A 21604-nucleotide genomic window follows, 5' to 3' on the forward strand; every position below is an offset into this window, starting at 1 on the left:
GGAGTCGAAAATGGGGATGGAAAACTACAATCCACCGCAGGAACCCTGGCTGGTTATCCTGTATCAGGATGACCACATTATGGTGGTCAACAAGCCGAGCGGTTTGTTGTCTGTGCCGGGGCGTCTGGAAGAGCACAAAGACAGCGTGATGACGCGCATTCAGCGTGATTATCCGCAGGCAGAATCGGTGCATCGTCTGGATATGGCCACCAGCGGCGTGATTGTAGTGGCGCTGACCAAAGCGGCGGAACGGGAATTAAAACGCCAGTTCCGCGAGCGCGAGCCGAAAAAGCAGTATGTGGCTCGCGTCTGGGGGCATCCATCCCCCGCCGAAGGTCTGATAGATCTGCCATTGATTTGCGACTGGCCAAACCGCCCGAAACAGAAAGTCTGTTACGAAACGGGGAAGCCTGCGCAGACGGAATATGAAGTGGTGGATTATGCGGCGGATAACACGGCAAGAGTGGTGTTAAAGCCGGTTACCGGACGTTCGCATCAGCTACGTGTGCATATGCTGGCGCTGGGTCATCCGATTCTCGGCGATCGTTTTTATGCTTCACCAGAAGCCAGGGCGATGGCACCGCGTTTGCTGCTACATGCAGAGATGTTGACGATTACCCATCCGGCATATGGCAATAGTATGACGTTTAAGGCGCCTGCGGATTTTTAATAGTCACGCTGGTGCAGCTCGGTAGGCCGGATAAGGCGTTCACGCCGCATCCGGCCTACAATGTCTGACTCGCCCTAAAACTTATTTAAATCCTTTCTGCTGCTTTATCAGCTCATACGCCTGCTGAATTTCCTGCGCTTTTTGCTTCGCCATCTCCATCATCTCTGGCGGTAAACCTTTCGCTACCAACTTATCGGGATGGTGTTCACTCATCAGCTTACGGTAGGCACGTTTAATGGTGGTTGCATCATCCGTCGGCTTCACGCCCAGCACGTTACAGGCATCTTCCAGCGTCGGGCCACGCTGCGCTTGCTGCCAGTTACCACCGCCAGACTGCTGCTGATAACCGCCGCCAAATTGCGCTCCGCCCTGCATCATGCGCAGAAACTGGTCAAACTGGGCGCGGGAGATCCCCAACTCTTCAGCAATCACATACAACACCGCCCGTTCGTTTGGATGCAGTGAACCATCGGCAAATGCTGCCTGAATCTGGATCTCCAGAAACATACGAATTAAGTCAAAACGACCAAAGCAGACACTGCGAAACTGACGCATCTTTTCGCGCAGCGGGTAATTGTCTGATTTTCCCACCCGGAATGCATTTTGCGCCGCAGTACGGGAAGCACCGTGTAAATTCATCCGATCCATGAGCAATGTGGCAATATGAATATCAGCCTCAGTAACACGTCCTTTGGATTTGGTTAAATGCCCCATCACTTCAAAAGTGGTGGCAAAAAACAGCGCCTGACGCTCGCGCTGGTTGGCGAACCACGCCATTTTGCGGCTGCGGGCTTTATCAAACATATGGCCGATTAACAGACCTAATACAACGCCCCAAAAGCCGCCGCCCATCAGTAAGGCCACGGCCACGCCAATGATTTTTCCCCAATACTGCATATATTCCCCAAATCGACACACGGATATCAGGGCTATCTCCCACAATATAAAGGTGCTTTTACCGTTTTCCGGCTGCGGTCAATTGTGGGACATCGCCTATAATTTGCATTATCATACCTGTCATTCAATGCCGTGCCTAACACCACTGACGCTATTCGGACAGGATTAACACTAGCGTAGAGATGACGAGTACGTTAGTCTCTGACCGTTTGTCACGCGCAACGTTACCGATGATGGAACAATAAAATCAACGTATGAAAAAACGTATCCCCACTCTCCTGGCCACCATGATTGCCACCGCCCTTTACAGTCAACAGGGACTGGCAGCCGACCTCGCCTCACAGTGTATGTTGGGCGTGCCAAGCTATGACCGTCCTCTGGTACAGGGCGATACTAACGACTTACCCGTGACGATTAATGCTGACCACGCAAAGGGGAATTACCCCGATGACGCCGTGTTTACTGGCAGCGTAGATATCATGCAGGGTAACAGCCGTCTGCAGGCCGACGAAGTGCAGCTCCATCAAAAAGAGGCACCAGGACAACCGGAGCCGATACGTACTGTTGATGCGCTCGGTAATGTCCATTACGACGATAACCAGGTGATCCTCAAAGGGCCGAAAGGCTGGGCGAATCTGAACACCAAAGATACCAACGTCTGGGAAGGTGATTACCAGATGGTGGGTCGCCAGGGTCGTGGTAAAGCGGACCTGATGAAACAACGTGGCGAAAACCGCTACACCATTCTGGATAACGGTAGCTTTACTTCCTGTTTGCCAGGTTCTGATACCTGGAGCGTGGTAGGTAGCGAAATTATTCATGACCGCGAAGAACAAGTTGCGGAGATCTGGAACGCCCGCTTTAAGGTGGGTCCGGTTCCGATCTTTTACAGCCCGTATTTGCAGTTGCCGGTGGGTGATAAACGCCGTTCTGGTTTCTTGATCCCGAACGCCAAATACACCACCACCAACTACTTTGAGTTCTATCTGCCATATTACTGGAACATCGCGCCAAATATGGATGCCACCATCACGCCGCATTATATGCATCGTCGTGGCAACATCATGTGGGAGAACGAATTCCGTTATCTCACCCAGGCAGGCGCAGGCTTGATGGAACTGGATTATCTGCCTTCGGATAAAGTCTATGAAGATGAACATCCAGAAGATAGCAATTCACGCCGTTGGTTGTTCTACTGGCAACACTCCGGAGTGATGGACCAGGTTTGGCGCTTTAACATCGACTACACCAAAGTCAGCGACCCGACCTATTTCAACGATTTTGATAATAAATATGGTTCCAGTACCGATGGTTACGCAACGCAAAAATTCAGCGTTGGCTATGCGGTGCAGAACTTTGACGCTACGCTTTCAACCAAACAATTCCAGGTCTTTGACGATAACAGTGGCAACAGCTACGCCGCTGAACCGCAGTTAGACGTCAACTACTACCATAACGATCTCGGTCCGTTTGATACCCGCATCTATGGTCAGGCTGTGCATTTTGTAAATACCAATAGCAATATGCCAGAAGCCACACGTCTGCACCTTGAACCGACAATCAATCTTCCGTTGTCGAATAACTGGGGTAGTCTGAATACCGAAGCCAAACTGATGGCGACGCACTATCAACAGACCAATCTTGACTGGTATAACAGCAATCCGCAAAACAATAAGTTGGCAGATTCTGTTAACCGTGTAATGCCGCAATTTAAAGTTGACGGCAAAATGGTCTTCGAGCGCGATATGGAGATGCTGGCACCGGGTTACACCCAGACGCTGGAACCGCGCGCACAATATTTGTATGTGCCGTATCGCGATCAGAGCGACATCTACAACTACGACTCGTCTCTGCTGCAATCTGACTACTCTGGCCTCTTCCGGGATCGGACTTACGGTGGTCTTGACCGTATTGCTTCTGCTAACCAGGTGACGACCGGTGTCACAACTCGCGTATATGATGACGCAGCCGTTGAACGTTTTAATATTTCCGTTGGTCAAATCTACTATTTCACGGAGTCTCGCACTGGCGATGACAACATAACATGGGAGAATGACGACAAAACGGGATCACTGGTGTGGGCAGGCGACACCTACTGGCGCATTTCCGAACGTTGGGGACTGCGTGGCGGGATTCAGTACGACACTCGCCTGGATAACGTGGCGACCAGTAGTTCCAGCATTGAATATCGCCGGGATGAAGACCGTCTGGTACAGCTGAACTACCGTTACGCCAGCCCGGAATATATTCAGGCTACGCTGCCTAAGTACTATTCCACTGCCGAGCAGTACAAAAACGGTATTTCGCAGGTAGGCGCAGTCGCCAGCTGGCCAATCGCCGATCGTTGGTCAATTGTCGGGGCTTACTACTACGACACCAATGCGAACAAGCAAGCCGACTCTATGTTAGGCGTGCAATACAGCTCCTGCTGTTATGCGATTCGCGTCGGTTACGAGCGGAAGCTGAACGGTTGGGATAACGATAAACAACATGCGGTATATGACAACGCAATCGGCTTTAACATCGAACTTCGCGGCCTGAGCTCTAACTACGGTCTCGGTACGCAAGAGATGCTGCGTTCGAACATTCTGCCGTATCAAAACTCTTTGTGATTTGTTGATTTACCACGTAATCCGCAGTGCGGTTAATTGAAATGGAAAAAGTATGAAGAACTGGAAAACGCTGCTTCTCGGTATCGCGATGATCGCGAATACCAGTTTCGCTGCCCCCCAGGTAGTCGATAAAGTCGCAGCCGTCGTCAATAACGGCGTCGTGCTGGAAAGCGACGTTGATGGATTAATGCAGTCGGTAAAAATGAATGCCGCCCAGGCAAGGCAGCAACTTCCTGATGACGCGACGCTGCGCCACCAAATCATGGAACGTTTGATCATGGATCAAATCCTCTTGCAGATGGGGCAGAAAATGGGAGTGAAAATCTCCGATGAGCAGCTGGATCAGGCGATTGCTAACATCGCGAAACAGAACAACATGACGCTGGATCAAATGCGCAGCCGTCTGGCTTACGATGGTCTGAACTACAACACCTATCGTAACCAGATCCGCAAAGAGATGATTATCTCTGAAGTGCGTAACAACGAGGTGCGTCGTCGCATCACCATCCTGCCGCAGGAAGTCGAATCCCTGGCGCAGCAGGTGGGTAACCAAAACGACGCCAGCACTGAGCTGAACCTGAGCCACATCCTGATCCCGCTGCCGGAAAACCCAACCTCTGATCAAGTGAACGAAGCGGAAAGCCAGGCGCGCGCCATTGTCGATCAGGCGCGTAACGGCGCTGATTTCGGTAAGCTGGCGATTGCTCATTCTGCCGACCAGCAGGCGCTGAACGGCGGCCAGATGGGCTGGGGCCGTATTCAGGAGTTGCCGGGGATCTTCGCCCAGGCATTAAGCACCGCGAAGAAAGGCGACATTGTTGGCCCGATTCGTTCCGGCGTTGGCTTCCATATCCTGAAAGTTAACGATCTGCGCGGCGAAAGCAAAAATATCTCGGTGACCGAAGTTCATGCTCGCCATATTCTGCTGAAACCGTCGCCGATCATGACTGACGAACAGGCCCGTGTGAAATTGGAGCAAATTGCTGCTGATATCAAGAGTGGTAAAACGACTTTTGCTGCCGCAGCGAAAGAGTTCTCGCAGGATCCAGGTTCTGCTAACCAGGGCGGCGATCTCGGTTGGGCAACAGCGGACATTTTTGATCCGGCGTTCCGTGACGCACTCACCCGCCTGAACAAAGGCCAAATGAGTGCACCGGTTCACTCTTCATTCGGCTGGCATTTAATCGAACTGCTGGATACCCGTAATGTTGATAAAACCGACGCTGCGCAGAAAGATCGTGCATACCGCATGCTGATGAACCGTAAGTTCTCGGAAGAAGCAGCAAGCTGGATGCAGGAACAACGTGCCAGCGCCTACGTTAAAATCCTGAGCAACTAATGGTTAAAACCCAACGTGTTGTGATCACTCCCGGCGAGCCCGCCGGGATTGGCCCGGACTTAGTTGTCCAGCTTGCACAGCGTGAGTGGCCGGTCGAACTGGTTGTTTGTGCCGATGCCACTCTCCTTACCGACCGGGCAGCGATGCTCGGTTTGCCGCTTACACTCCGCCCTTATTCCCCAGACTCCCCTGCCCAACCGCAAACTGCGGGCACATTAACGCTACTTCCTGTCGCGCTACGTGCACCTGTGACTGCGGGGCAATTAACGGTTGAAAATGGGCATTACGTGGTAGAGACGCTGGCGCAAGCGTGTGATGGCTGTCTGAACGGTGAATTTGCCGCACTGATTACCGGCCCCGTGCATAAAGGCGTCATTAACGACGCTGGTATTCCGTTTACCGGTCATACCGAGTTTTTCGAAGAACGCTCGCAGGCAAAAAAAGTCGTGATGATGCTGGCAACCGAAGAACTTCGCGTGGCGCTGGCAACGACGCATTTACCGCTACGTGATATCGCTGACGCCATCACCCCACCACTGCTGCATGAAGTCATTTCTATTTTGCATCACGATTTGCAAACCAAATTTGGTATTGCTGAGCCGCGCATTCTGGTCTGTGGACTGAATCCGCACGCAGGTGAAGGCGGTCATATGGGCACGGAAGAGATAGACACCATCATTCCGGTGCTCGACGAGTTACGGGCGCAGGGGATGAAACTCAACGGGCCTTTGCCTGCCGATACCCTGTTTCAGCCTAAATATCTCGACAACGCCGACGCGGTGCTGGCGATGTACCACGATCAGGGTCTTCCCGTGCTAAAATACCAGGGCTTCGGGCGCGGTGTGAACATTACGCTGGGCCTGCCCTTTATTCGCACATCGGTTGACCACGGCACCGCGCTGGAACTGGCGGGACGTGGCAAAGCCGATGTCGGCAGTTTTATTACGGCGCTTAATCTCGCCATCAAAATGATTGTTAATACCCAATGAATAAACGAGTCCACCAGGGCCACTTAGCCCGTAAACGCTTCGGGCAAAACTTTCTCAACGATCAGTTCGTGATCGACAGCATTGTTTCTGCCATTAACCCGCAGAAGGGTCAGGCGATGGTCGAAATCGGCCCCGGTCTGGCGGCATTGACCGAACCGGTCGGCGAACGTCTGGACCAGCTGACGGTCATCGAACTTGACCGCGATCTGGCGGCACGTCTGCAAACGCATCCGTTCTTAGGCCCGAAACTGACGATTTATCAGCAGGATGCGATGACCTTTAACTTCGGTGAGCTGGCCGAGAAAATGGGGCAGCCGCTACGAGTTTTCGGTAACCTGCCGTATAACATCTCCACGCCGTTGATGTTCCATCTGTTTAGCTATACTGATGCCATTGCCGACATGCACTTTATGTTGCAAAAAGAGGTGGTGAATCGTCTGGTTGCAGGACCGAACAGCAAAGCGTATGGTCGATTAAGCGTCATGGCTCAATATTATTGCAACGTGATCCCGGTGCTGGAAGTACCGCCATCAGCCTTTACACCACCACCAAAAGTGGATTCCGCCGTCGTGCGCCTGGTTCCTCATGCAACGATGCCTTACCCGGTTAAAGATGTTCGCGTGTTAAGCCGTATCACCACCGAAGCCTTTAACCAGCGTCGTAAAACCATTCGTAACAGCCTCGGCAACCTGTTTAGCGTCGAGGTGTTAACGGGAATGGGCATCGACCCGGCGATGCGAGCGGAAAATATCTCTGTCGCGCAATATTGCCAGATGGCGAACTATCTGGCGGAGAACGCGTCTTTGCAGGAGAGTTAACGATGATCAATTCGCCCCGAGTGTGTATTCAGGTTCAAAGTGTTTACATTGAAGCGCAATCTTCACCTGATAATGAACGTTACGTTTTTTCTTATACCGTAACCATACGCAACCTGGGGCGAGCGCCAGTGCAGTTGTTGGGGCGTTACTGGCTGATCACCAACGGCAATGGCCGTGAAACCGAAGTCCAGGGCGAAGGTGTGGTGGGCGTTCAGCCGCATATCGCCCCTGGCGAAGAGTACCAGTACACCAGCGGTGCGATTATTGAAACACCGATGGGCACCATGCAGGGTCACTACGAAATGATCGATGAAAATGGCGTTCCATTCAGCATCGACATTCCTGTATTCCGACTCTCCGTTCCAATACTCATTCATTAAAATAATATGGCGACATACCTTATTGGCGACGTTCATGGTTGTTACGATGAACTGATCGCATTGCTGCATAAAGTGGAATTTACCCCTGGGAAAGATACCCTCTGGCTGACGGGCGACCTGGTCGCGCGCGGGCCTGGTTCGCTTGATGTTCTGCGCTATGTAAAATCCTTAGGCGACAGCGTGCGTCTGGTTCTGGGTAATCACGATCTGCATCTGCTGGCGGTATTCGCCGGGATCAGCCGTAATAAACCCAAAGATCGCCTGACACCGCTGCTGGAAGCGCCGGACGCCGACGAGCTGCTTAACTGGCTGCGTCGCCAGCCTCTGCTGCAAATCGACGAAGAGAAAAAACTGGTGATGGCTCACGCGGGGATCACGCCGCAGTGGGACTTAGAGACAGCCAAAGAGTGTGCTCACGACGTAGAAGCAGTATTGTCGAGTGACTCCTATCCCTTCTTTCTCGACGCTATGTACGGCGATATGCCAAATAACTGGTCACCGGAATTGCGGGGGCTGGGAAGACTGCGTTTTATCACCAACGCCTTTACCCGTATGCGTTTTTGCTTCCCGAACGGTCAACTGGATATGTACAGCAAAGAATCGCCGGAAGAGGCCCCTGCCCCACTGAAACCGTGGTTTGCGATTCCTGGCTCTGTCGCTGAAGAATACAGCATCGCCTTTGGTCACTGGGCATCGCTGGAGGGCAAAGGTACGCCAGAAGGTATTTACGCGCTGGATACTGGCTGCTGCTGGGGTGGTACATTAACCTGCCTGCGCTGGGAAGATAAACAGTATTTTGTCCAGCCGTCGAACCGGCATAAGGATTTGGGCGAAGGAGAGGCGGTCGCGTCTTAAATCCCGTCGAGCATAAAATCTAATGCTCCTTTAATCAACGTTCGGTGCGCGCTGGCATCGCAAAATTTCGTTCCCAGCGCGTTAACTGGAACAGTGGCAGTCTCATGCGTCATGAGCACATATTCTTTGCCATCTACCAGTAAAAGGATTGGGTTAAGCCGTTCTGGTGGGCGAATACGGCTAAATCGTTCAATAGGTGTTAATGGAATAACGATACGGCGATTAATCTCACCAATAATGTCGCTGGTAACATCGATAACAAAGGGAAACGCGGCGTTCCTGCCGCGACTGCGGTATACCGTAAATTGCATCGCTAGAAGCTCCGGTACTCATCAGAGAAACATCCGGTTTCATCAGCCAATTGATTTAACGCAGCGATAGCTTCTGCGTTCTCTTCACGCCAACGTGTTGCTGCATGTTTTTTAAGTTCAGCATTGAGCGCAACCGTAAGGGTGGCGCTCATATTTAACCCTGCATCACGAGCGCGATTGACTAACTCACGGTCGACGGTGACGGTCACACTTTGTGTGGTACGTTTTGCAGTCATGATATCGTGCTCCTGTACAATTTATACGTCTAGTATACACGGATATCTGCACGTATCAGTGATGCCGGAATTCTAATATACAGAATTACCGCCGCTCCAGAATCTCAAAGCAATAGCTGTGAGAGTTCTGCGCATCGGCGTCGTGGAATTCGCTGAATACCGATTCCCAGTCATCCGGCTCGTAATCCGGGAAATGGGTGTCGCCTTCCACTTCTGCGTCGATATGCGTCAGATACAGTTTTTGCGCTTTGGGCAGGAACTGCTCATAAACGCGTCCACCGCCAATCACCATAATCTCCGGTACGTCACCACACGCGGCGATGGCTTCATCCACCGATTTAACCCACGTTACGCGATCGTCCGTACCCGGTTGACTGCTGAGGATAATATTTTTGCGTCCTGGCAGAGGACGACCGATGGATTCCCAGGTATGGCGGCCCATAATCACGGGTTTATTTAAAGTGTTGCGTTTAAACCAGGCGAGATCGGCAGGCAGGTTCCACGGCATGGCGTTTTCCATGCCGATAACGCGATCTACCGCTAACGCCGCAATCAGACTGATCATTGAGATTTCCCGATAAAAAAAATTGTCGCCACTATACGTAAAGCGTAAACCGTCGTCGACTGGTGCGAGGATGATGTTGAGGAAAATTTTATATTCTGCTGGCGAGTCCACGCTATGCCCCTGGACTCGCCTCATTACAGTTGCGCAAAAACAAACAGTTAGTTGTAAAGCGTGTGCTACATCACACTTTCTGATTACGATGGCTTAGTTTCTGGCTCATCCGCCATGTTGCCGGTATGTTTGCCTTCTTCGGTTCCCTGCCAGCCATGCCGTTGAATTAATGACAGATGTTCGCGATCCTCAGTAATAATCTCGCTTAACATCGCGCTGGTGCGTTTATAGACTGCCGCGCGGGCTTTGGTGTCGTTTTCGCCCATTGCCATCTCTTCCACCATCTGAATATTAAAGCGGCGGAACACATCCGCGCGTTCTCGCGCTTCATATGGCCCAAGACCTAAACTTTCCAGCGCCAGCCGCCCGGTTTTCAACGCGCCTTCGAAAGTTTCACGCTCCGGCTTTTCAACGCCTACCTGGCGCAGGCGGATATAGTGATCAACATCGCGGGCACGGGCAATAATCTGCAAATGTGGGAAATGCTCCTTCACCATCTCCGTCAGTTGCAGATTGGTTTGCGGATCGTCGATGGCGTTAATCAGCACTTCTGCTTTCGCCGCTCCGGCAGATTCCAGTAAATCCATCCGCGTGGCATCGCCGTAAAACACTTTCATGCCGAATTTGCGCAACGTTTCGATATGGTCAGGATCGTGATCGAGCACCACCATTTTTACCCCGCTGGAGAGCAGTAAACGTCCGGTGATCTGCCCAAAACGTCCAAATCCAGCAACAATGACCCGTGGCTGTTCTTCGTCAATCTCATCGGCTTCACGCGCTTCTTCAGTAGAAGATTGCTCAAGGCGATTGAGGATCACCAGCAGAATCGGCGTTGCCGCCATCGACAGCGCCACCGCCAGGGTCAGCGATTTCGCCCACTCCGGCTCCAGCACATTTGCCATCTGCGCCGTACCAAACACCACAAAGGCAAACTCACTGCCCTGCCCTAACAGCACCGCAAACCAGCGACGCTGTTTATTCGGCACCTGTAACGGCCGGGCAATCAGCCACAACATGGCGATTTTGATGATGAGGAAACCAAGCAGCAAAATGACAATGCGCAACGGATTTTCAAGCAGCGTGCCAAAGTCTATCGACATGCCAACGCCAATGAAAAACAGCCCCAGCAGCAAACCTTTGAACGGTTCGATATCGCTTTCCAGCGCATGACGATATTCCGAGCTTGCCAGCAGTACGCCCGCCAGAAACGCGCCCATCGCCATCGACAAGCCAACCTCTTCCAGCAGCAAACCAAAGCCAAACACGAGGAATAACGCCACGGCACTGAATACTTCCCGCAAGCCAGAGCGGGCAACAAAACGCAGCGCCGGACGCGTGACATAGCGCCCCAGCAATACTACCAGCACCAGTGCGCCCGCCACTTTTAATGCCGAGAGAGCAAATGCGCCCATCGTCGTCGAGGCACTGCTCGCCGCCAGTAGCGGGATCATCGCTACCAGCGGGATCGCCGCGATATCCTGGAACAGCAGCACCGCAAAGGCGCTGCGTCCCATCTGCGTCACCATTAGGTTACGCTCATTCATCGCCTGCATGGCTATCGCCGTAGAGGAGAGCGCCAGCGTCATGCCGATCAGTTCCGCTACCTGCCAGCGCAGCCCAAGTAACATGCAGAATAGCCCCAGCAGGCCGCCACAAATCACCATCTGCAATGCGCCACCACCGAACACCGCCGCACGCAGCTTCCACAGCCTTTGTGGGTCGAGTTCGAGGCCAATGATAAACAGCATCAGCACCACGCCGATTTCAGCAAAGTGCAGGATAGATTCGGCATCGGTCACCAGCCGCAGCCCCCACGGGCCAATAATGCAGCCTGCGATCAGGTAGCCAAGTACCGATCCCAGACCGAGGCGTACTGCAATGGGTACAATCAGCGCCGCCGAACCGAGGTAGATCAGCGCCTGAATCAGCGTATGACTATCCATGATGTGCCTCCTGCCATTCCAGCAGACGTTGCTTATAGTGACGCGCCTGCCCTTCGAGGGTTTCGTCGTCACAAATAAAGGTGCAGTGCATGGCAAACGGCGGCAGCCAGTTCAGCCCACAGTAGATCGCCGTCGCCTGTAGCGGCTGCGACAGCACATCAAAGCCCGGATGCGCGCCAATCTCAAAATGGCTTTCCCCGCCGCCGGTCGTCACCGCCCACAGCAAATGTTTGCCATGCAGCGCCGTACCGCCGTGACCGTAAGCCCAGCCGTGCGAGAGGACTTTATCGATCCAAAGTTTAAGGAGCGGTGGAATGCTGTACCACTGCATCGGGTGCTGCCAGACGATCAGATCGGCGCGAGACAGCGCCTCTTGCTCGGCGGCAATATCGATATTGAAGTCAGGATAGAGTTGATAAAGAGAGCGAATTTCGACGCCTTCCAGCGTCCTTGCCTGTTCAAGCATCCGTTTATTCGCATGGGAATGATGCGGATAAGGATGCGCATAAATTATGAGAATCATAGTTAGCCTGCGCGGTTACGCCTTTGTTTTCCACAAAGTGTAGTCACATATTCACGCGGCTTATAGTCAATAATATTGATTCAGAAAAGAGAGAAATCTGAACAAATTACCCCATTCGCTGCCTGCGGATCGTCATATTGCTGGTCTGCGCCAGTGACATCCCACGGGTTTCCGGGGCAAATGCTACGGAAATCAACAAGCCAAACAGCGAGATACCCGCCCCCATCAGCATGGTGCTACTGATGCCGTAATTATTGATAAAGATAGGCAGCGCCCAGGTTGAAACAATGGTGCCAATCCGGCTTAAGGACATAATCACCCCCACGGCAGAAGCGCGGATATCCGTCGGGAAGAGTTCATTAGGATAAAGCCACTGCAAATTACCCGGCCCGCCAGAGAAAAAGGCATACACCGCGAACGCCATCACCACCAGCCAAATCCCCATATCCGGGATCAGCCCCAAAACCGCCAGCGCCAGCGTCATCATGGCAAAGCTGCCAATCAACAATGGACGCCGTCCGGCAGTGTTTAGCCACAGCATCGGCGGAATACAGCCGAGCATAAAGAACAGGCTAATCACCACATTTCCCAGCGCCGCATTTTTGCCGACGCCCAGCCCCAGAAGACCAACGATTTGCGGACCAAAGGTGTAAATGGCAAACATTGGGATCACCTGGCAAGTCCAGATGGCGGCAACAAACAGGACAAACGGAAAATGGCGACGGTTAAACAGATCGCGAAAACGGGTTTGCTGTGGCTGCTCTTCATCGAAAGCCACCGGTTCGCCAAACAGTTTGATCATCATCTCTTCGCACTCTTTTACTCGCCCTTTGCGTAGCAGCCAGCGGGGAGATTCAGGCAGTTCGAATCGACCAATCAAAATCAACAAACACGGGATCGCCGCGCTACCCAACATCCAGCGCCAACCACCTTCCACATCATAAAGCCAGTAACCGACCAGATCGGCGCAGGTCGCGCCGACATACCACATGGCGGCGATAAAGCTGATGGAGAACGCCCGCTGACGGGTGCTGGAGAACTCGGTGATCATTGAGGTGGCGATGGGATAATCCGCGCCAATGACAATGCCGATGAGTACCCGCATCACCAGCAGTTCTACGGGGGATGAGACAAACATCGTCGCCACCGATATCACGCCGATGGCGATGATATCAATGAGGAACATTTTGCGCCGTCCGACTTTATCGGAGATATAGCCAAACAGCGATGTACCGACAAACAGCCCGGCGAGCGTTCCCGCGCCCAGCAAGCCAATCCAGTCGGCGTCCAGTTTCAGTGCCGGAGTCAGTTGCTCCAACGCCACGCCAATCATTACCAGTACGTAACCATCCAGAAACGGACCACCGCTTCCCCACAGCAAAATGCGGCGGTGAATAGAGGAGAATTTGAGATCGTCAAAGTTTCTGGACGGTTGCATGGGTTATTCCTGTTTTTTTGCAATGAGAGTCAGTACGGCGTTACGTATCAAACCAACATCAGCCGTAACGGAACTCCACACCAAAGGTGCCGCGCGGGTATTCCCACTGTTCCAGCGCCGACCCCAGCCCCAGAATGCGACAGGTGCCGCACTCCAGACATCCGGCGTAATCGAAGCGCACACTGCCGTCATCCTGCTTCTTGTACAGACCTGCGGGGCACGCTTTCACCAGCAGCTCCAGCGCCTGTTTATCAGCATCGGCCTTCACAACAATGTGCGGATGCTCTTCATCGACATTGAATTTATTGACGCCCAGTTTGACGTCCACATTGACGGGAGAAGTCATAAAACGGTCACTCCTTTCATGCCATCCTTGATTAGATTGATGAAGCCCACTTTCTTACCGTGGCGGAGGATTTTCTTGCGCATCAGTTCCGGCGCGCTGCCGTCAATGGTGAACAGGTCACGCGCCACGCCCACCGCCAGTTCCGGGTAGCAGCTAAACATGCGTGGGTTATCAAGGAACGCCGGTAGTTTTTGGTACATGCGCATATCGCGCAGCGGGCCACTCTCAAGATGTTGACGATATTCCGCCAGTTTCTGCTTACTGAAATCGTCGCTTTTCATCGCTGAAAGCACGGTTTTTGCTGCGGCTTCCCCGGCGGCAATCGCCAGATCCATACCGCGAATGGTAAAACCGAGGTTCATACACATTCCGGCGGCATCACCCGCAATCAATACGCCGTCACCAACCAACTCCGGCAGCATGTTGATGCCTGCTTCCGGCACTACGTGAGCGGAATATTCCACCAGCTTGCCGCCCGCAATCAGCGGTGCAACTGCCGGATGCTGTTTGAAATCTTCCAGCATTTGCGGCACCGATTTTTTCGCGTCATGCAGATGATGCAGACCACAAACCAGCCCCAGCGACAGGGTGTTTTCATTGGTATAAAGGAAGCCGCCGCCCATCAGGCCATCAGTGGGGGAACCCGCAAACAGGCAAGCCGCGCCCTGATTACCCTGCAACTGAAAACGGTCTTCGATAACCGACTTCGGTAACTCGATCAGTTCCTTCACGCCAACCGCCACATCCGTCGGTTTAACGCGTTTTGCCATCCCCAGCTTTTCGGCAAGGATGGAGTTCACCCCATCAGCAAGGATCACCGTTTTCGCTTCAATCACATCACCATCGGCTTCTACGCCGACAACTTTGCCATCGCGCTGTACGAGGTTATCGACGCGGATCCCGGTAATTAACTGCGCGCCCGCTTCTTCAGCCTGCTCCATCAGCCAGGCATCAAATTTACTGCGCAAAACGGAGTAAGAACGCTGGGATGGCGAGGTTTCGTCGCCATTGCAGTAGTCCATGGTCATCGCTGACTTTTCCGTCATAAACGCGAGTTTTTCATGGGTGATCAGGCGTTCTACGGGGGCGGAGTCGGCGAAACCAGGAATAATGTGTTCCAGACTGTGGGCATAGAGACGCCCACCGGTGACGTTCTTGGCACCTGCGGAATTGCCACGCTCGATAACTAACACTTGCGCCCCTTCGCGGGCGAGCACCAGTGCGGCAACCGAACCGGCAAGCCCTGCACCGACGATGATGGCGTCAAAGATATCTTCGGACATAAGAACTCCCTGTCAGCGGCAGAGCCGAAATACAGCCCTGCCTGAGTGGATCAACGCGCTAAAGCTGCGGTCAGCGCCGGAAGGATCTTCACGGCGTCGCCAACAATGCCGTAATCCGCGTACTGGAAGATCGGCGCATTTTTATCTTTATTGATGGCGAAAATGGTTTGCGACGCGTTAGCGCCAACCATGTGCTGGATCTGCCCGGAGATCCCCACAGCCAGGTACAGTTCAGGTTTCAGCATCAGGTTGGAGATACCGACATAGCGTTCGTGCTCCATCCATTTTTCGTTTTCTGCCACCGGACGAGAACAGGCCAACTCCGCACCTATCGCCTTGCAAAGCTGTTCTGCCAGCGCAATGTTCTCTTTGCTGCCAATACCGCGACCGACGCTGACCACCAGGCGGGCTTTGTCGAGATCGACGCTGTTGCTCTGGCGCGCCTGGGTTGCCGTGCGGGTAATCGCCACAGCCGGAGCCTGCCACTCCACGGTGTGCGTTTCGCCAGTACGTGACGCGTCTAGCTGAGCCGCATCGAACGTGCCGCTGCTGATGGTCAGTACCGCATACGGCGTGACAATGCGTTCTTCGCCAATCGCCAGACCACCGTAAACCATGTGTTTCACTGTCGCTTTACCGTCCTGTACGCTGACGGTGCTAGCATCGTTAGACACCGCCGCTTTAAGGCGATAACCCAGTTTTGCCGCCAGTAATTTGCCGCGACGGGTGTTTGGCAACAGCACCAGACCGTCTGCGCCGTGCTGGCGAATAGTGTCAGCCATGACACCGGCGTAATCTTCGATCATCCGATCGTCCGGTTTGCCGTTTAATTTCCAGACATGATTAGCGCCGAGCTGGATTGCCTGTGCGCCGTCGGCATCATTGAGGACAAAGGTGTTGATTTGATTAGCTAAAGCCTGCGCACCGTTCATCAGTTCCGGCAGACGAGAAGGGGTATCGCTGAATACCCAGACTTGAGAAAACGTGTTCATAGCATCCCCTGTAATTAAATGACTTTGCGAAGATTTTCAGCAAATGCGGCGATCTGTTCTTCGCCGTCGCCTTCAATCACGATGCGTTGACGCTCGCGCTGTTTCGGCGCGGCAACCTGTTGTTCAGACCAGGCTGCCTGTGCGTTAAAACCGATATCCGCCGCCGACCACACCTGAACCGGCTTTTTCGCCGCGCCGAGAATGGCTTTCATCGAAGGAATTTGTGGGGCGTTGATATCAGTGGAAACAGCAACAACCGCAGGCAGCGGAATGCTTAACGTTTCTGTTTCATCTTCCAGTTCGCGCTCAACGGTGAGGGTATCTGCCGTCAGGGAGAGGATTTTGCTGACGCCGTTAACGGCCGGAATATTGAGGATTTCGCCCACCAGCAACCCAACCTGCTGGGCATAAAGGTCAGAAGAACCATCGCCGCAGAGGATCAGATCAAAGCCAGCTTTCTGGGCAGCCGCAGCCAGTGCGGTTGCAGTTTGTTGCGGCAGTGCCTGCTCGAACTGATCATCAATCACTACAATCAGTTCATCCGGGCCGCGCGATAGCACATCTTTACGCCCTTTGGCGTTGGTCAGGGCTTTACCGCCCACACTTAAGGCCGTCACCTGCGCCTCTGCCGCCTGCTGTTTTAACTGGCAAGCCGCTTCAATAGCGTTCAGATCGTATTGGCTTATTTTGGCATCGGCTTTACTGAAGTCTAATGAACCATCAGCATTATTGATCGCAATATCCTGTTCATCAGGCACGCACTTATAGCAAGTAATAATCTTCATTGCATCTCCAGAAATCATGAAGGAAACGTCGTTCATATCGGTGGTGTTAATTACAGATATCACGCCCTTTAATTTGGAAATAAAACTTTAATCACCAATATTGAAAATGTCACACGCAGATAAATCCAACTTTCAATATTGTTAAGTTCCTCACCAATATTGAAAACACGGCGTAGAAAAAAGAAATTTTCAATATTGTTTTATGGATCACCAATATTGAAAGTCAGATGCTATTTTTTTACTCACAATCAAACATAATAAATTGATTAACAAGGAATATTTACATCAAAACACCTTGCTTTCACCCGATAGAAAAACGTGACTACCATCACAGAATACGGCTAACTGAATACCCATTATGAGTTAGCAATCAACGCGTTCACGAGGTTAATAATAATTATATTAAATGTTAACAAAAATAAAACAAACGGGAACGCAAAATAAATATTCGTTTTCACAGTGGAATTAACTCATGAAAGATGAAAAGAGAAAAACGGGAATAGAACCGAAGGTATTCTTTCCGCCGTTAATAATCGTTGGCATACTTTGCTGGCTTACAGTCAGAGATCTGGATGCGGCGAATGTCGTTATTAATGCCGTATTCAGTTACGTCACCAATGTATGGGGATGGGCATTTGAATGGTATATGGTGGTGATGCTTTTCGGCTGGTTCTGGCTGGTGTTTGGCCCGTATGCCAAAAAGCGTTTAGGTAACGAACCACCGGAATTTAGCACCGCCAGTTGGATCTTTATGATGTTCGCCTCCTGTACGTCTGCTGCCGTACTGTTCTGGGGCTCTATTGAGATCTACTACTACATCTCCACCCCGCCGTTTGGCTTAGAACCGAACTCGACAGGAGCGAAAGAGTTGGGGCTGGCTTACAGCTTGTTCCACTGGGGACCTCTGCCGTGGGCCACTTACAGCTTCCTTTCAGTCGCCTTCGCTTACTTCTTCTTTGTCCGCAAAATGGAAGTGATTCGCCCCAGCTCCACCCTGGTGCCGCTGGTAGGTGAAAAACACGCCAAAGGGTTGTTCGGCACTATCGTCGACAACTTCTATCTCGTCGCCTTGATCTTCGCGATGGGCACCAGTCTGGGCCTTGCCACGCCGCTGGTGACCGAGTGTATGCAATGGTTGTTTGGCATTCCGCATACCCTGCAACTGGACGCTATCATCATTACCTGCTGGATTATCCTCAACGCCATTTGCGTCGCCTGCGGTCTGCAAAAAGGGGTACGTATCGCCAGTGACGTGCGTAGTTACCTGAGCTTCCTGATGCTGGGTTGGGTGTTCATTGTCAGCGGTGCCAGCTTCATCATGAACTACTTCACCGATTCGGTGGGGATGTTGCTGATGTATCTGCCGCGCATGTTGTTCTATACCGATCCCATCGCTAAAGGCGGCTTCCCACAGGGCTGGACCGTGTTCTACTGGGCATGGTGGGTGATTTACGCTATCCAGATGAGTATCTTCCTCGCCCGTATCTCCCGTGGTCGTACCGTGCGTGAACTGTGCTTCGGCATGGTGCTGGGACTGACAGCGTCCACCTGGATCCTGTGGACCGTACTCGGCAGTAACACTCTGCTGTTGATGGATAAAAACATCATCAACATTCCGAACCTGATCGAACAGTACGGTGTGGCGCGCGCCATCATCGAAACCTGGGCCGCTCTGCCGCTCAGCACCGCCACCATGTGGGGCTTCTTCATTCTCTGCTTTATTGCCACCGTTACGCTGGTTAACGCCTGCTCTTATACCCTGGCGATGTCCACCTGCCGCGAAGTACGCGACGGCGAAGAACCGCCACTGCTGGTACGTATCGGCTGGTCAATCCTGGTTGGCATTATCGGCATCGTTCTGTTGGCGCTCGGCGGCCTGAAACCGATTCAAACCGCCATTATCGCCGGAGGATGCCCGCTGTTCTTCGTCAACATTATGGTGACGCTCTCCTTTATTAAAGACGCGAAACAGAACTGGAAAGATTAATTAACCCCCAAAATATCAAGAGGTTGAAAGATGGATTTTAATTTAAATGATGAGCAGGAACTGTTTGTCGCCGGTATACGTGAACTGATGGCCAGCGAAAACTGGGAGGCCTATTTTGCCGAGTGTGACCGTGACAGCGTCTACCCGGAACGTTTTGTCAAAGCACTGGCGGATATGGGTATCGATAGCCTGCTGATCCCGGAAGAGCACGGTGGTCTGGACGCGGGATTCGTCACGCTTGCCGCTGTGTGGATGGAACTGGGGCGTCTGGGAGCGCCAACCTACGTGCTGTACCAGTTGCCGGGCGGGTTTAACACCTTCCTGCGCGAAGGCACACAAGAGCAGATCGACAAGATTATGGCGTTCCGTGGCACGGGTAAGCAGATGTGGAACTCGGCGATTACTGAACCGGGCGCTGGCTCCGACGTGGGTAGCCTGAAAACGACTTATACCCGTAGAAATGGTAAGATTTATCTTAATGGTAGTAAGTGTTTTATTACCAGCAGCGCCTACACCCCGTACATCGTGGTGATGGCACGCGACGGGGCTTCTCCGGACAAACCTGTCTACACCGAATGGTTTGTTGATATGAGCAAACCGGGCATCAAAGTGACCAAACTTGAGAAGCTCGGTCTGCGTATGGATAGCTGCTGTGAAATCACCTTTGACGATGTAGAACTGGACGAGAAAGACATGTTCGGTCGGGAAGGTAACGGCTTTAACCGCGTCAAAGAAGAGTTCGACCACGAACGTTTCCTGGTAGCCCTGACCAACTACGGTACGGCAATGTGCGCCTTTGAAGATGCAGCGCGCTACGCCAATCAGCGCGTGCAGTTTGGCGAGGCAATTGGTCGTTTCCAGTTGATTCAGGAAAAATTCGCCCACATGGCGATCAAATTAAACTCCATGAAAAACATGCTGTATGAAGCAGCATGGAAAGCAGACAACGGCACCATCACCTCTGGCGATGCGGCGATGTGTAAATACTTCTGCGCCAATGCAGCGTTTGAAGTGGTGGATAGCGCAATGCAGGTGCTGGGCGGTGTCGGGATTGCGGGCAACCACCGCATCAGCCGCTTCTGGCGTGACCTGCGTGTAGACCGCGTTTCCGGGGGATCTGACGAAATGCAGATCCTGACGCTGGGTCGCGCGGTGCTGAAGCAATACCGCTAAGTCCGTGCGCTGCCTGATGCGACGCTTGCCGCGTCTTATCAGGCCTACGGTTGGCCGGATAAGGCGTTTACGCCGCATCCGGCAGTCATGCGCTACATAAATTTTTCAGGAGCTAATATGGATCATCTACCCATGCCGAAATTCGGACCGCTGGCCGGATTGCGCGTTGTCTTCTCCGGTATCGAAATCGCCGGACCGTTTGCCGGGCAAATGTTCGCAGAATGGGGTGCGGAAGTTATCTGGATCGAGAACGTCGCCTGGGCCGACACCATTCGCGTTCAACCGAACTACCCGCAGCTCTCCCGCCGCAATTTGCACGCGCTGTCGTTAAATATTTTCAAAGATGAAGGCCGCGAAGCGTTTCTGAAATTAATGGAAACCACCGATATCTTCATCGAAGCCAGTAAAGGCCCGGCCTTTGCCCGCCGTGGTATTACTGATGAAGTCCTGTGGCAGCACAACCCGAAACTGGTTATCGCTCACTTGTCCGGTTTTGGGCAGTACGGCACCGAGGAGTACACCAACCTTCCGGCCTATAACACCATCGCCCAGGCCTTCAGTGGTTACCTGATTCAGAACGGTGATGTTGACCAGCCAATGCCTGCTTTCCCGTATACCGCCGATTACTTCTCCGGCCTGACCGCCACCACGGCGGCGCTGGCGGCACTGCACAAAGTGCGTGAAACCGGTAAAGGCGAAAGTATCGACATCGCCATGTATGAAGTGATGCTGCGCATGGGTCAGTACTTCATGATGGATTACTTCAACGGCGGCGAAATGTGCCCGCGCATGACCAAAGGTAAAGATCCCTACTACGCCGGTTGCGGTCTGTACAAATGCGCTGATGGCTACATCGTTATGGAGCTGGTGGGTATTACTCAGATCGCAGAGTGCTTTAAAGATATTGGCCTTGCGCATCTGCTTGGTACGCCGGAAATCCCGGAAGGCACCCAGCTTATCCACCGTATCGAATGCCCTTACGGTCCGCTGGTAGAAGAGAAACTCGATGCCTGGCTGGCAGCACACACCATCGCGGAAGTAAAAGAACGCTTTGCCGAACTGAATATCGCCTGTGCCAAAGTACTGACCGTACCGGAACTGGAAAGCAATCCACAGTACGTCGCCCGTGAATCGATCACTCAGTGGCAAACGATGGATGGCCGCACCTGCAAAGGGCCGAACGTGATGCCGAAATTCAAAAATAATCCCGGACAAATCTGGCGCGGAATGCCCTCACACGGCATGGACACGGCAGCCATTTTGAAAAATATCGGCTACAGCGAAAACGACATTCAGGAGTTGGTCAGCAAAGGTCTGGCCAAAGTTGAGGACTAAACGCGTGGCGCCAGTT

The 21604-nt window shown here is 52.7% G+C and carries 21 protein-coding genes; 10 read left to right on the top strand and 11 right to left on the bottom strand.

The window, feature by feature from the left end:
* Positions 1 to 10: 10 nt before the first annotated feature.
* Entirely contained in the window at positions 11 to 670 is a 660-nt protein-coding gene (rluA, locus tag C3D30_RS13995) for a bifunctional tRNA pseudouridine(32) synthase/23S rRNA pseudouridine(746) synthase RluA (RefSeq protein WP_000525168.1), read from the top strand.
* Between the two features lie 81 nt (positions 671 to 751).
* On the opposite strand, the gene djlA is transcribed toward rluA, so the two are convergent.
* Complete coding sequence (gene djlA / locus C3D30_RS14000; RefSeq protein WP_001200584.1) at positions 752 to 1567, bottom strand: co-chaperone DjlA; 816 nt, start codon at positions 1565 to 1567, stop codon at positions 752 to 754.
* 254 nt (positions 1568 to 1821) lie between these two features.
* On the opposite strand from djlA, the gene lptD reads away from it, so the two are divergent.
* Genes lptD through apaH form a run of 6 tightly spaced genes read left to right on the top strand, consistent with a single transcriptional unit; the run spans position 1822 to position 8560 of the window.
* Positions 1822 to 4179 (top strand): LPS assembly protein LptD, encoded by a 2358-nt coding sequence (gene lptD / locus C3D30_RS14005; RefSeq protein ID WP_000746181.1) that lies wholly within the window; start codon positions 1822 to 1824, stop codon positions 4177 to 4179.
* A 52-nt stretch (positions 4180 to 4231) separates the two neighbouring features.
* Positions 4232 to 5518: a peptidylprolyl isomerase SurA gene (gene surA / locus C3D30_RS14010; protein ID WP_105287010.1), complete on the top strand. Its 1287-nt coding sequence runs from the start codon at positions 4232 to 4234 to the stop codon at positions 5516 to 5518.
* Positions 5518 to 6507, top strand: a complete 990-nt coding sequence (pdxA, locus tag C3D30_RS14015) for a 4-hydroxythreonine-4-phosphate dehydrogenase PdxA (RefSeq protein ID WP_105287011.1) — start codon at positions 5518 to 5520, stop codon at positions 6505 to 6507. Before surA ends, pdxA begins: the two co-directional genes overlap by 1 nt.
* Positions 6504 to 7325 (top strand): 16S rRNA (adenine(1518)-N(6)/adenine(1519)-N(6))-dimethyltransferase RsmA, encoded by an 822-nt coding sequence (rsmA, locus tag C3D30_RS14020; protein WP_001042779.1) that lies wholly within the window; start codon positions 6504 to 6506, stop codon positions 7323 to 7325. Before pdxA ends, rsmA begins: the two co-directional genes overlap by 4 nt.
* A gap of 2 nt (positions 7326 to 7327) precedes the next feature.
* Entirely contained in the window at positions 7328 to 7705 is a 378-nt protein-coding gene (apaG, locus tag C3D30_RS14025) for a Co2+/Mg2+ efflux facilitator ApaG/CorD (protein ID WP_000610905.1), read from the top strand.
* A gap of 6 nt (positions 7706 to 7711) precedes the next feature.
* Positions 7712 to 8560 (top strand): bis(5'-nucleosyl)-tetraphosphatase (symmetrical) ApaH, encoded by an 849-nt coding sequence (gene apaH / locus C3D30_RS14030; RefSeq protein WP_105287012.1) that lies wholly within the window; start codon positions 7712 to 7714, stop codon positions 8558 to 8560.
* Here the strand turns inward: apaH and C3D30_RS14035 are convergent.
* From C3D30_RS14035 to C3D30_RS14085, 10 genes are all read right to left on the bottom strand, one after another.
* A complete protein-coding gene (locus C3D30_RS14035; RefSeq protein WP_001160966.1) occupies positions 8557 to 8871 on the bottom strand; it encodes a CcdB family protein in 315 nt (104 codons plus the stop codon). The genes apaH and C3D30_RS14035 overlap by 4 nt on opposite strands.
* A 2-nt stretch (positions 8872 to 8873) precedes the next feature.
* A complete protein-coding gene (locus C3D30_RS14040; protein ID WP_000125566.1) occupies positions 8874 to 9107 on the bottom strand; it encodes a type II toxin-antitoxin system CcdA family antitoxin in 234 nt (77 codons plus the stop codon).
* 85 nt (positions 9108 to 9192) lie between these two features.
* The gene (gene folA / locus C3D30_RS14045) at positions 9193 to 9672 is read right to left on the bottom strand and encodes a type 3 dihydrofolate reductase (protein WP_000624375.1); all 480 of its coding nucleotides are present in this window, start codon (positions 9670 to 9672) and stop codon (positions 9193 to 9195) included.
* 194 nt (positions 9673 to 9866) lie between these two features.
* Positions 9867 to 11726: a glutathione-regulated potassium-efflux system protein KefC gene (gene kefC / locus C3D30_RS14055; protein WP_105287013.1), complete on the bottom strand. Its 1860-nt coding sequence runs from the start codon at positions 11724 to 11726 to the stop codon at positions 9867 to 9869.
* Positions 11719 to 12249: a glutathione-regulated potassium-efflux system oxidoreductase KefF gene (gene kefF, locus C3D30_RS14060; protein WP_000600737.1), complete on the bottom strand. Its 531-nt coding sequence runs from the start codon at positions 12247 to 12249 to the stop codon at positions 11719 to 11721. Before kefF ends, kefC begins: the two co-directional genes overlap by 8 nt.
* A gap of 106 nt (positions 12250 to 12355) precedes the next feature.
* Positions 12356 to 13687 carry an MFS transporter gene (locus C3D30_RS14065; RefSeq protein ID WP_105287014.1) on the bottom strand — a complete coding sequence of 444 codons (1332 nt, stop codon included), beginning with the start codon at positions 13685 to 13687 and terminating at the stop codon, positions 12356 to 12358.
* A gap of 58 nt (positions 13688 to 13745) precedes the next feature.
* Entirely contained in the window at positions 13746 to 14033 is a 288-nt protein-coding gene (gene fixX, locus C3D30_RS14070; RefSeq protein ID WP_000203741.1) for a ferredoxin-like protein FixX, read from the bottom strand.
* Entirely contained in the window at positions 14030 to 15316 is a 1287-nt protein-coding gene (locus C3D30_RS14075) for an FAD-dependent oxidoreductase (protein ID WP_001287713.1), read from the bottom strand. Before C3D30_RS14075 ends, fixX begins: the two co-directional genes overlap by 4 nt.
* A 50-nt stretch (positions 15317 to 15366) precedes the next feature.
* The gene (locus C3D30_RS14080; protein ID WP_105287015.1) at positions 15367 to 16308 is read right to left on the bottom strand and encodes an electron transfer flavoprotein subunit alpha/FixB family protein; all 942 of its coding nucleotides are present in this window, start codon (positions 16306 to 16308) and stop codon (positions 15367 to 15369) included.
* Positions 16309 to 16322: 14 nt separating this feature from the next.
* Positions 16323 to 17093 carry an electron transfer flavoprotein FixA gene (locus C3D30_RS14085; RefSeq protein ID WP_105287016.1) on the bottom strand — a complete coding sequence of 257 codons (771 nt, stop codon included), beginning with the start codon at positions 17091 to 17093 and terminating at the stop codon, positions 16323 to 16325.
* A 472-nt stretch (positions 17094 to 17565) separates the two neighbouring features.
* Here C3D30_RS14085 and caiT point away from each other — a divergent pair, with 472 nt between their 5' ends.
* From caiT to caiB, 3 genes are all read left to right on the top strand, one after another.
* Positions 17566 to 19080 (top strand): L-carnitine/gamma-butyrobetaine antiporter, encoded by a 1515-nt coding sequence (caiT, locus tag C3D30_RS14090; RefSeq protein ID WP_000650972.1) that lies wholly within the window; start codon positions 17566 to 17568, stop codon positions 19078 to 19080.
* A gap of 30 nt (positions 19081 to 19110) precedes the next feature.
* Positions 19111 to 20253, top strand: coding sequence for a crotonobetainyl-CoA dehydrogenase (gene caiA, locus C3D30_RS14095; RefSeq protein ID WP_000347117.1), 1143 nt, complete (start codon positions 19111 to 19113; stop codon positions 20251 to 20253).
* 117 nt (positions 20254 to 20370) lie between these two features.
* Positions 20371 to 21588 carry an L-carnitine CoA-transferase gene (gene caiB, locus C3D30_RS14100; protein ID WP_000349943.1) on the top strand — a complete coding sequence of 406 codons (1218 nt, stop codon included), beginning with the start codon at positions 20371 to 20373 and terminating at the stop codon, positions 21586 to 21588.
* The last annotated feature ends 16 nt before the right edge of the window (positions 21589 to 21604 follow it).

Origin of the sequence: Escherichia sp. MOD1-EC5433 (genome assembly GCF_002966005.1) — a bacterium.
GTDB lineage: Bacteria > Pseudomonadota > Gammaproteobacteria > Enterobacterales > Enterobacteriaceae > Escherichia > Escherichia ruysiae.

Excerpts from the sequence above, each read along its gene's own strand:
- pdxA (WP_105287011.1), top strand. The coding sequence starts at position 5,518 with ATGGTTAAAACCCAACGTGTTGTGATCACTCCCGGCGAGCCCGCCGGG.
- C3D30_RS14035 (WP_001160966.1), bottom strand. The coding sequence starts at position 8,871 with ATGCAATTTACGGTATACCGCAGTCGCGGCAGGAACGCCGCGTTTCCC.
- C3D30_RS14065 (WP_105287014.1), bottom strand. The coding sequence starts at position 13,687 with ATGCAACCGTCCAGAAACTTTGACGATCTCAAATTCTCCTCTATTCAC.
- djlA (WP_001200584.1), bottom strand. The coding sequence starts at position 1,567 with ATGCAGTATTGGGGAAAAATCATTGGCGTGGCCGTGGCCTTACTGATG.
- caiA (WP_000347117.1), top strand. The coding sequence starts at position 19,111 with ATGGATTTTAATTTAAATGATGAGCAGGAACTGTTTGTCGCCGGTATA.
- C3D30_RS14085 (WP_105287016.1), bottom strand. The coding sequence starts at position 17,093 with ATGAAGATTATTACTTGCTATAAGTGCGTGCCTGATGAACAGGATATT.
- C3D30_RS14075 (WP_001287713.1), bottom strand. The coding sequence starts at position 15,316 with ATGTCCGAAGATATCTTTGACGCCATCATCGTCGGTGCAGGGCTTGCC.
- folA (WP_000624375.1), bottom strand. The coding sequence starts at position 9,672 with ATGATCAGTCTGATTGCGGCGTTAGCGGTAGATCGCGTTATCGGCATG.
- kefC (WP_105287013.1), bottom strand. The coding sequence starts at position 11,726 with ATGGATAGTCATACGCTGATTCAGGCGCTGATCTACCTCGGTTCGGCG.
- fixX (WP_000203741.1), bottom strand. The coding sequence starts at position 14,033 with ATGACTTCTCCCGTCAATGTGGACGTCAAACTGGGCGTCAATAAATTC.
- rluA (WP_000525168.1), top strand. The coding sequence starts at position 11 with ATGGGGATGGAAAACTACAATCCACCGCAGGAACCCTGGCTGGTTATC.
- caiB (WP_000349943.1), top strand. The coding sequence starts at position 20,371 with ATGGATCATCTACCCATGCCGAAATTCGGACCGCTGGCCGGATTGCGC.
- apaG (WP_000610905.1), top strand. The coding sequence starts at position 7,328 with ATGATCAATTCGCCCCGAGTGTGTATTCAGGTTCAAAGTGTTTACATT.
- C3D30_RS14080 (WP_105287015.1), bottom strand. The coding sequence starts at position 16,308 with ATGAACACGTTTTCTCAAGTCTGGGTATTCAGCGATACCCCTTCTCGT.
- kefF (WP_000600737.1), bottom strand. The coding sequence starts at position 12,249 with ATGATTCTCATAATTTATGCGCATCCTTATCCGCATCATTCCCATGCG.
- rsmA (WP_001042779.1), top strand. The coding sequence starts at position 6,504 with ATGAATAAACGAGTCCACCAGGGCCACTTAGCCCGTAAACGCTTCGGG.
- apaH (WP_105287012.1), top strand. The coding sequence starts at position 7,712 with ATGGCGACATACCTTATTGGCGACGTTCATGGTTGTTACGATGAACTG.
- surA (WP_105287010.1), top strand. The coding sequence starts at position 4,232 with ATGAAGAACTGGAAAACGCTGCTTCTCGGTATCGCGATGATCGCGAAT.
- lptD (WP_000746181.1), top strand. The coding sequence starts at position 1,822 with ATGAAAAAACGTATCCCCACTCTCCTGGCCACCATGATTGCCACCGCC.
- caiT (WP_000650972.1), top strand. The coding sequence starts at position 17,566 with ATGAAAGATGAAAAGAGAAAAACGGGAATAGAACCGAAGGTATTCTTT.
- C3D30_RS14040 (WP_000125566.1), bottom strand. The coding sequence starts at position 9,107 with ATGACTGCAAAACGTACCACACAAAGTGTGACCGTCACCGTCGACCGT.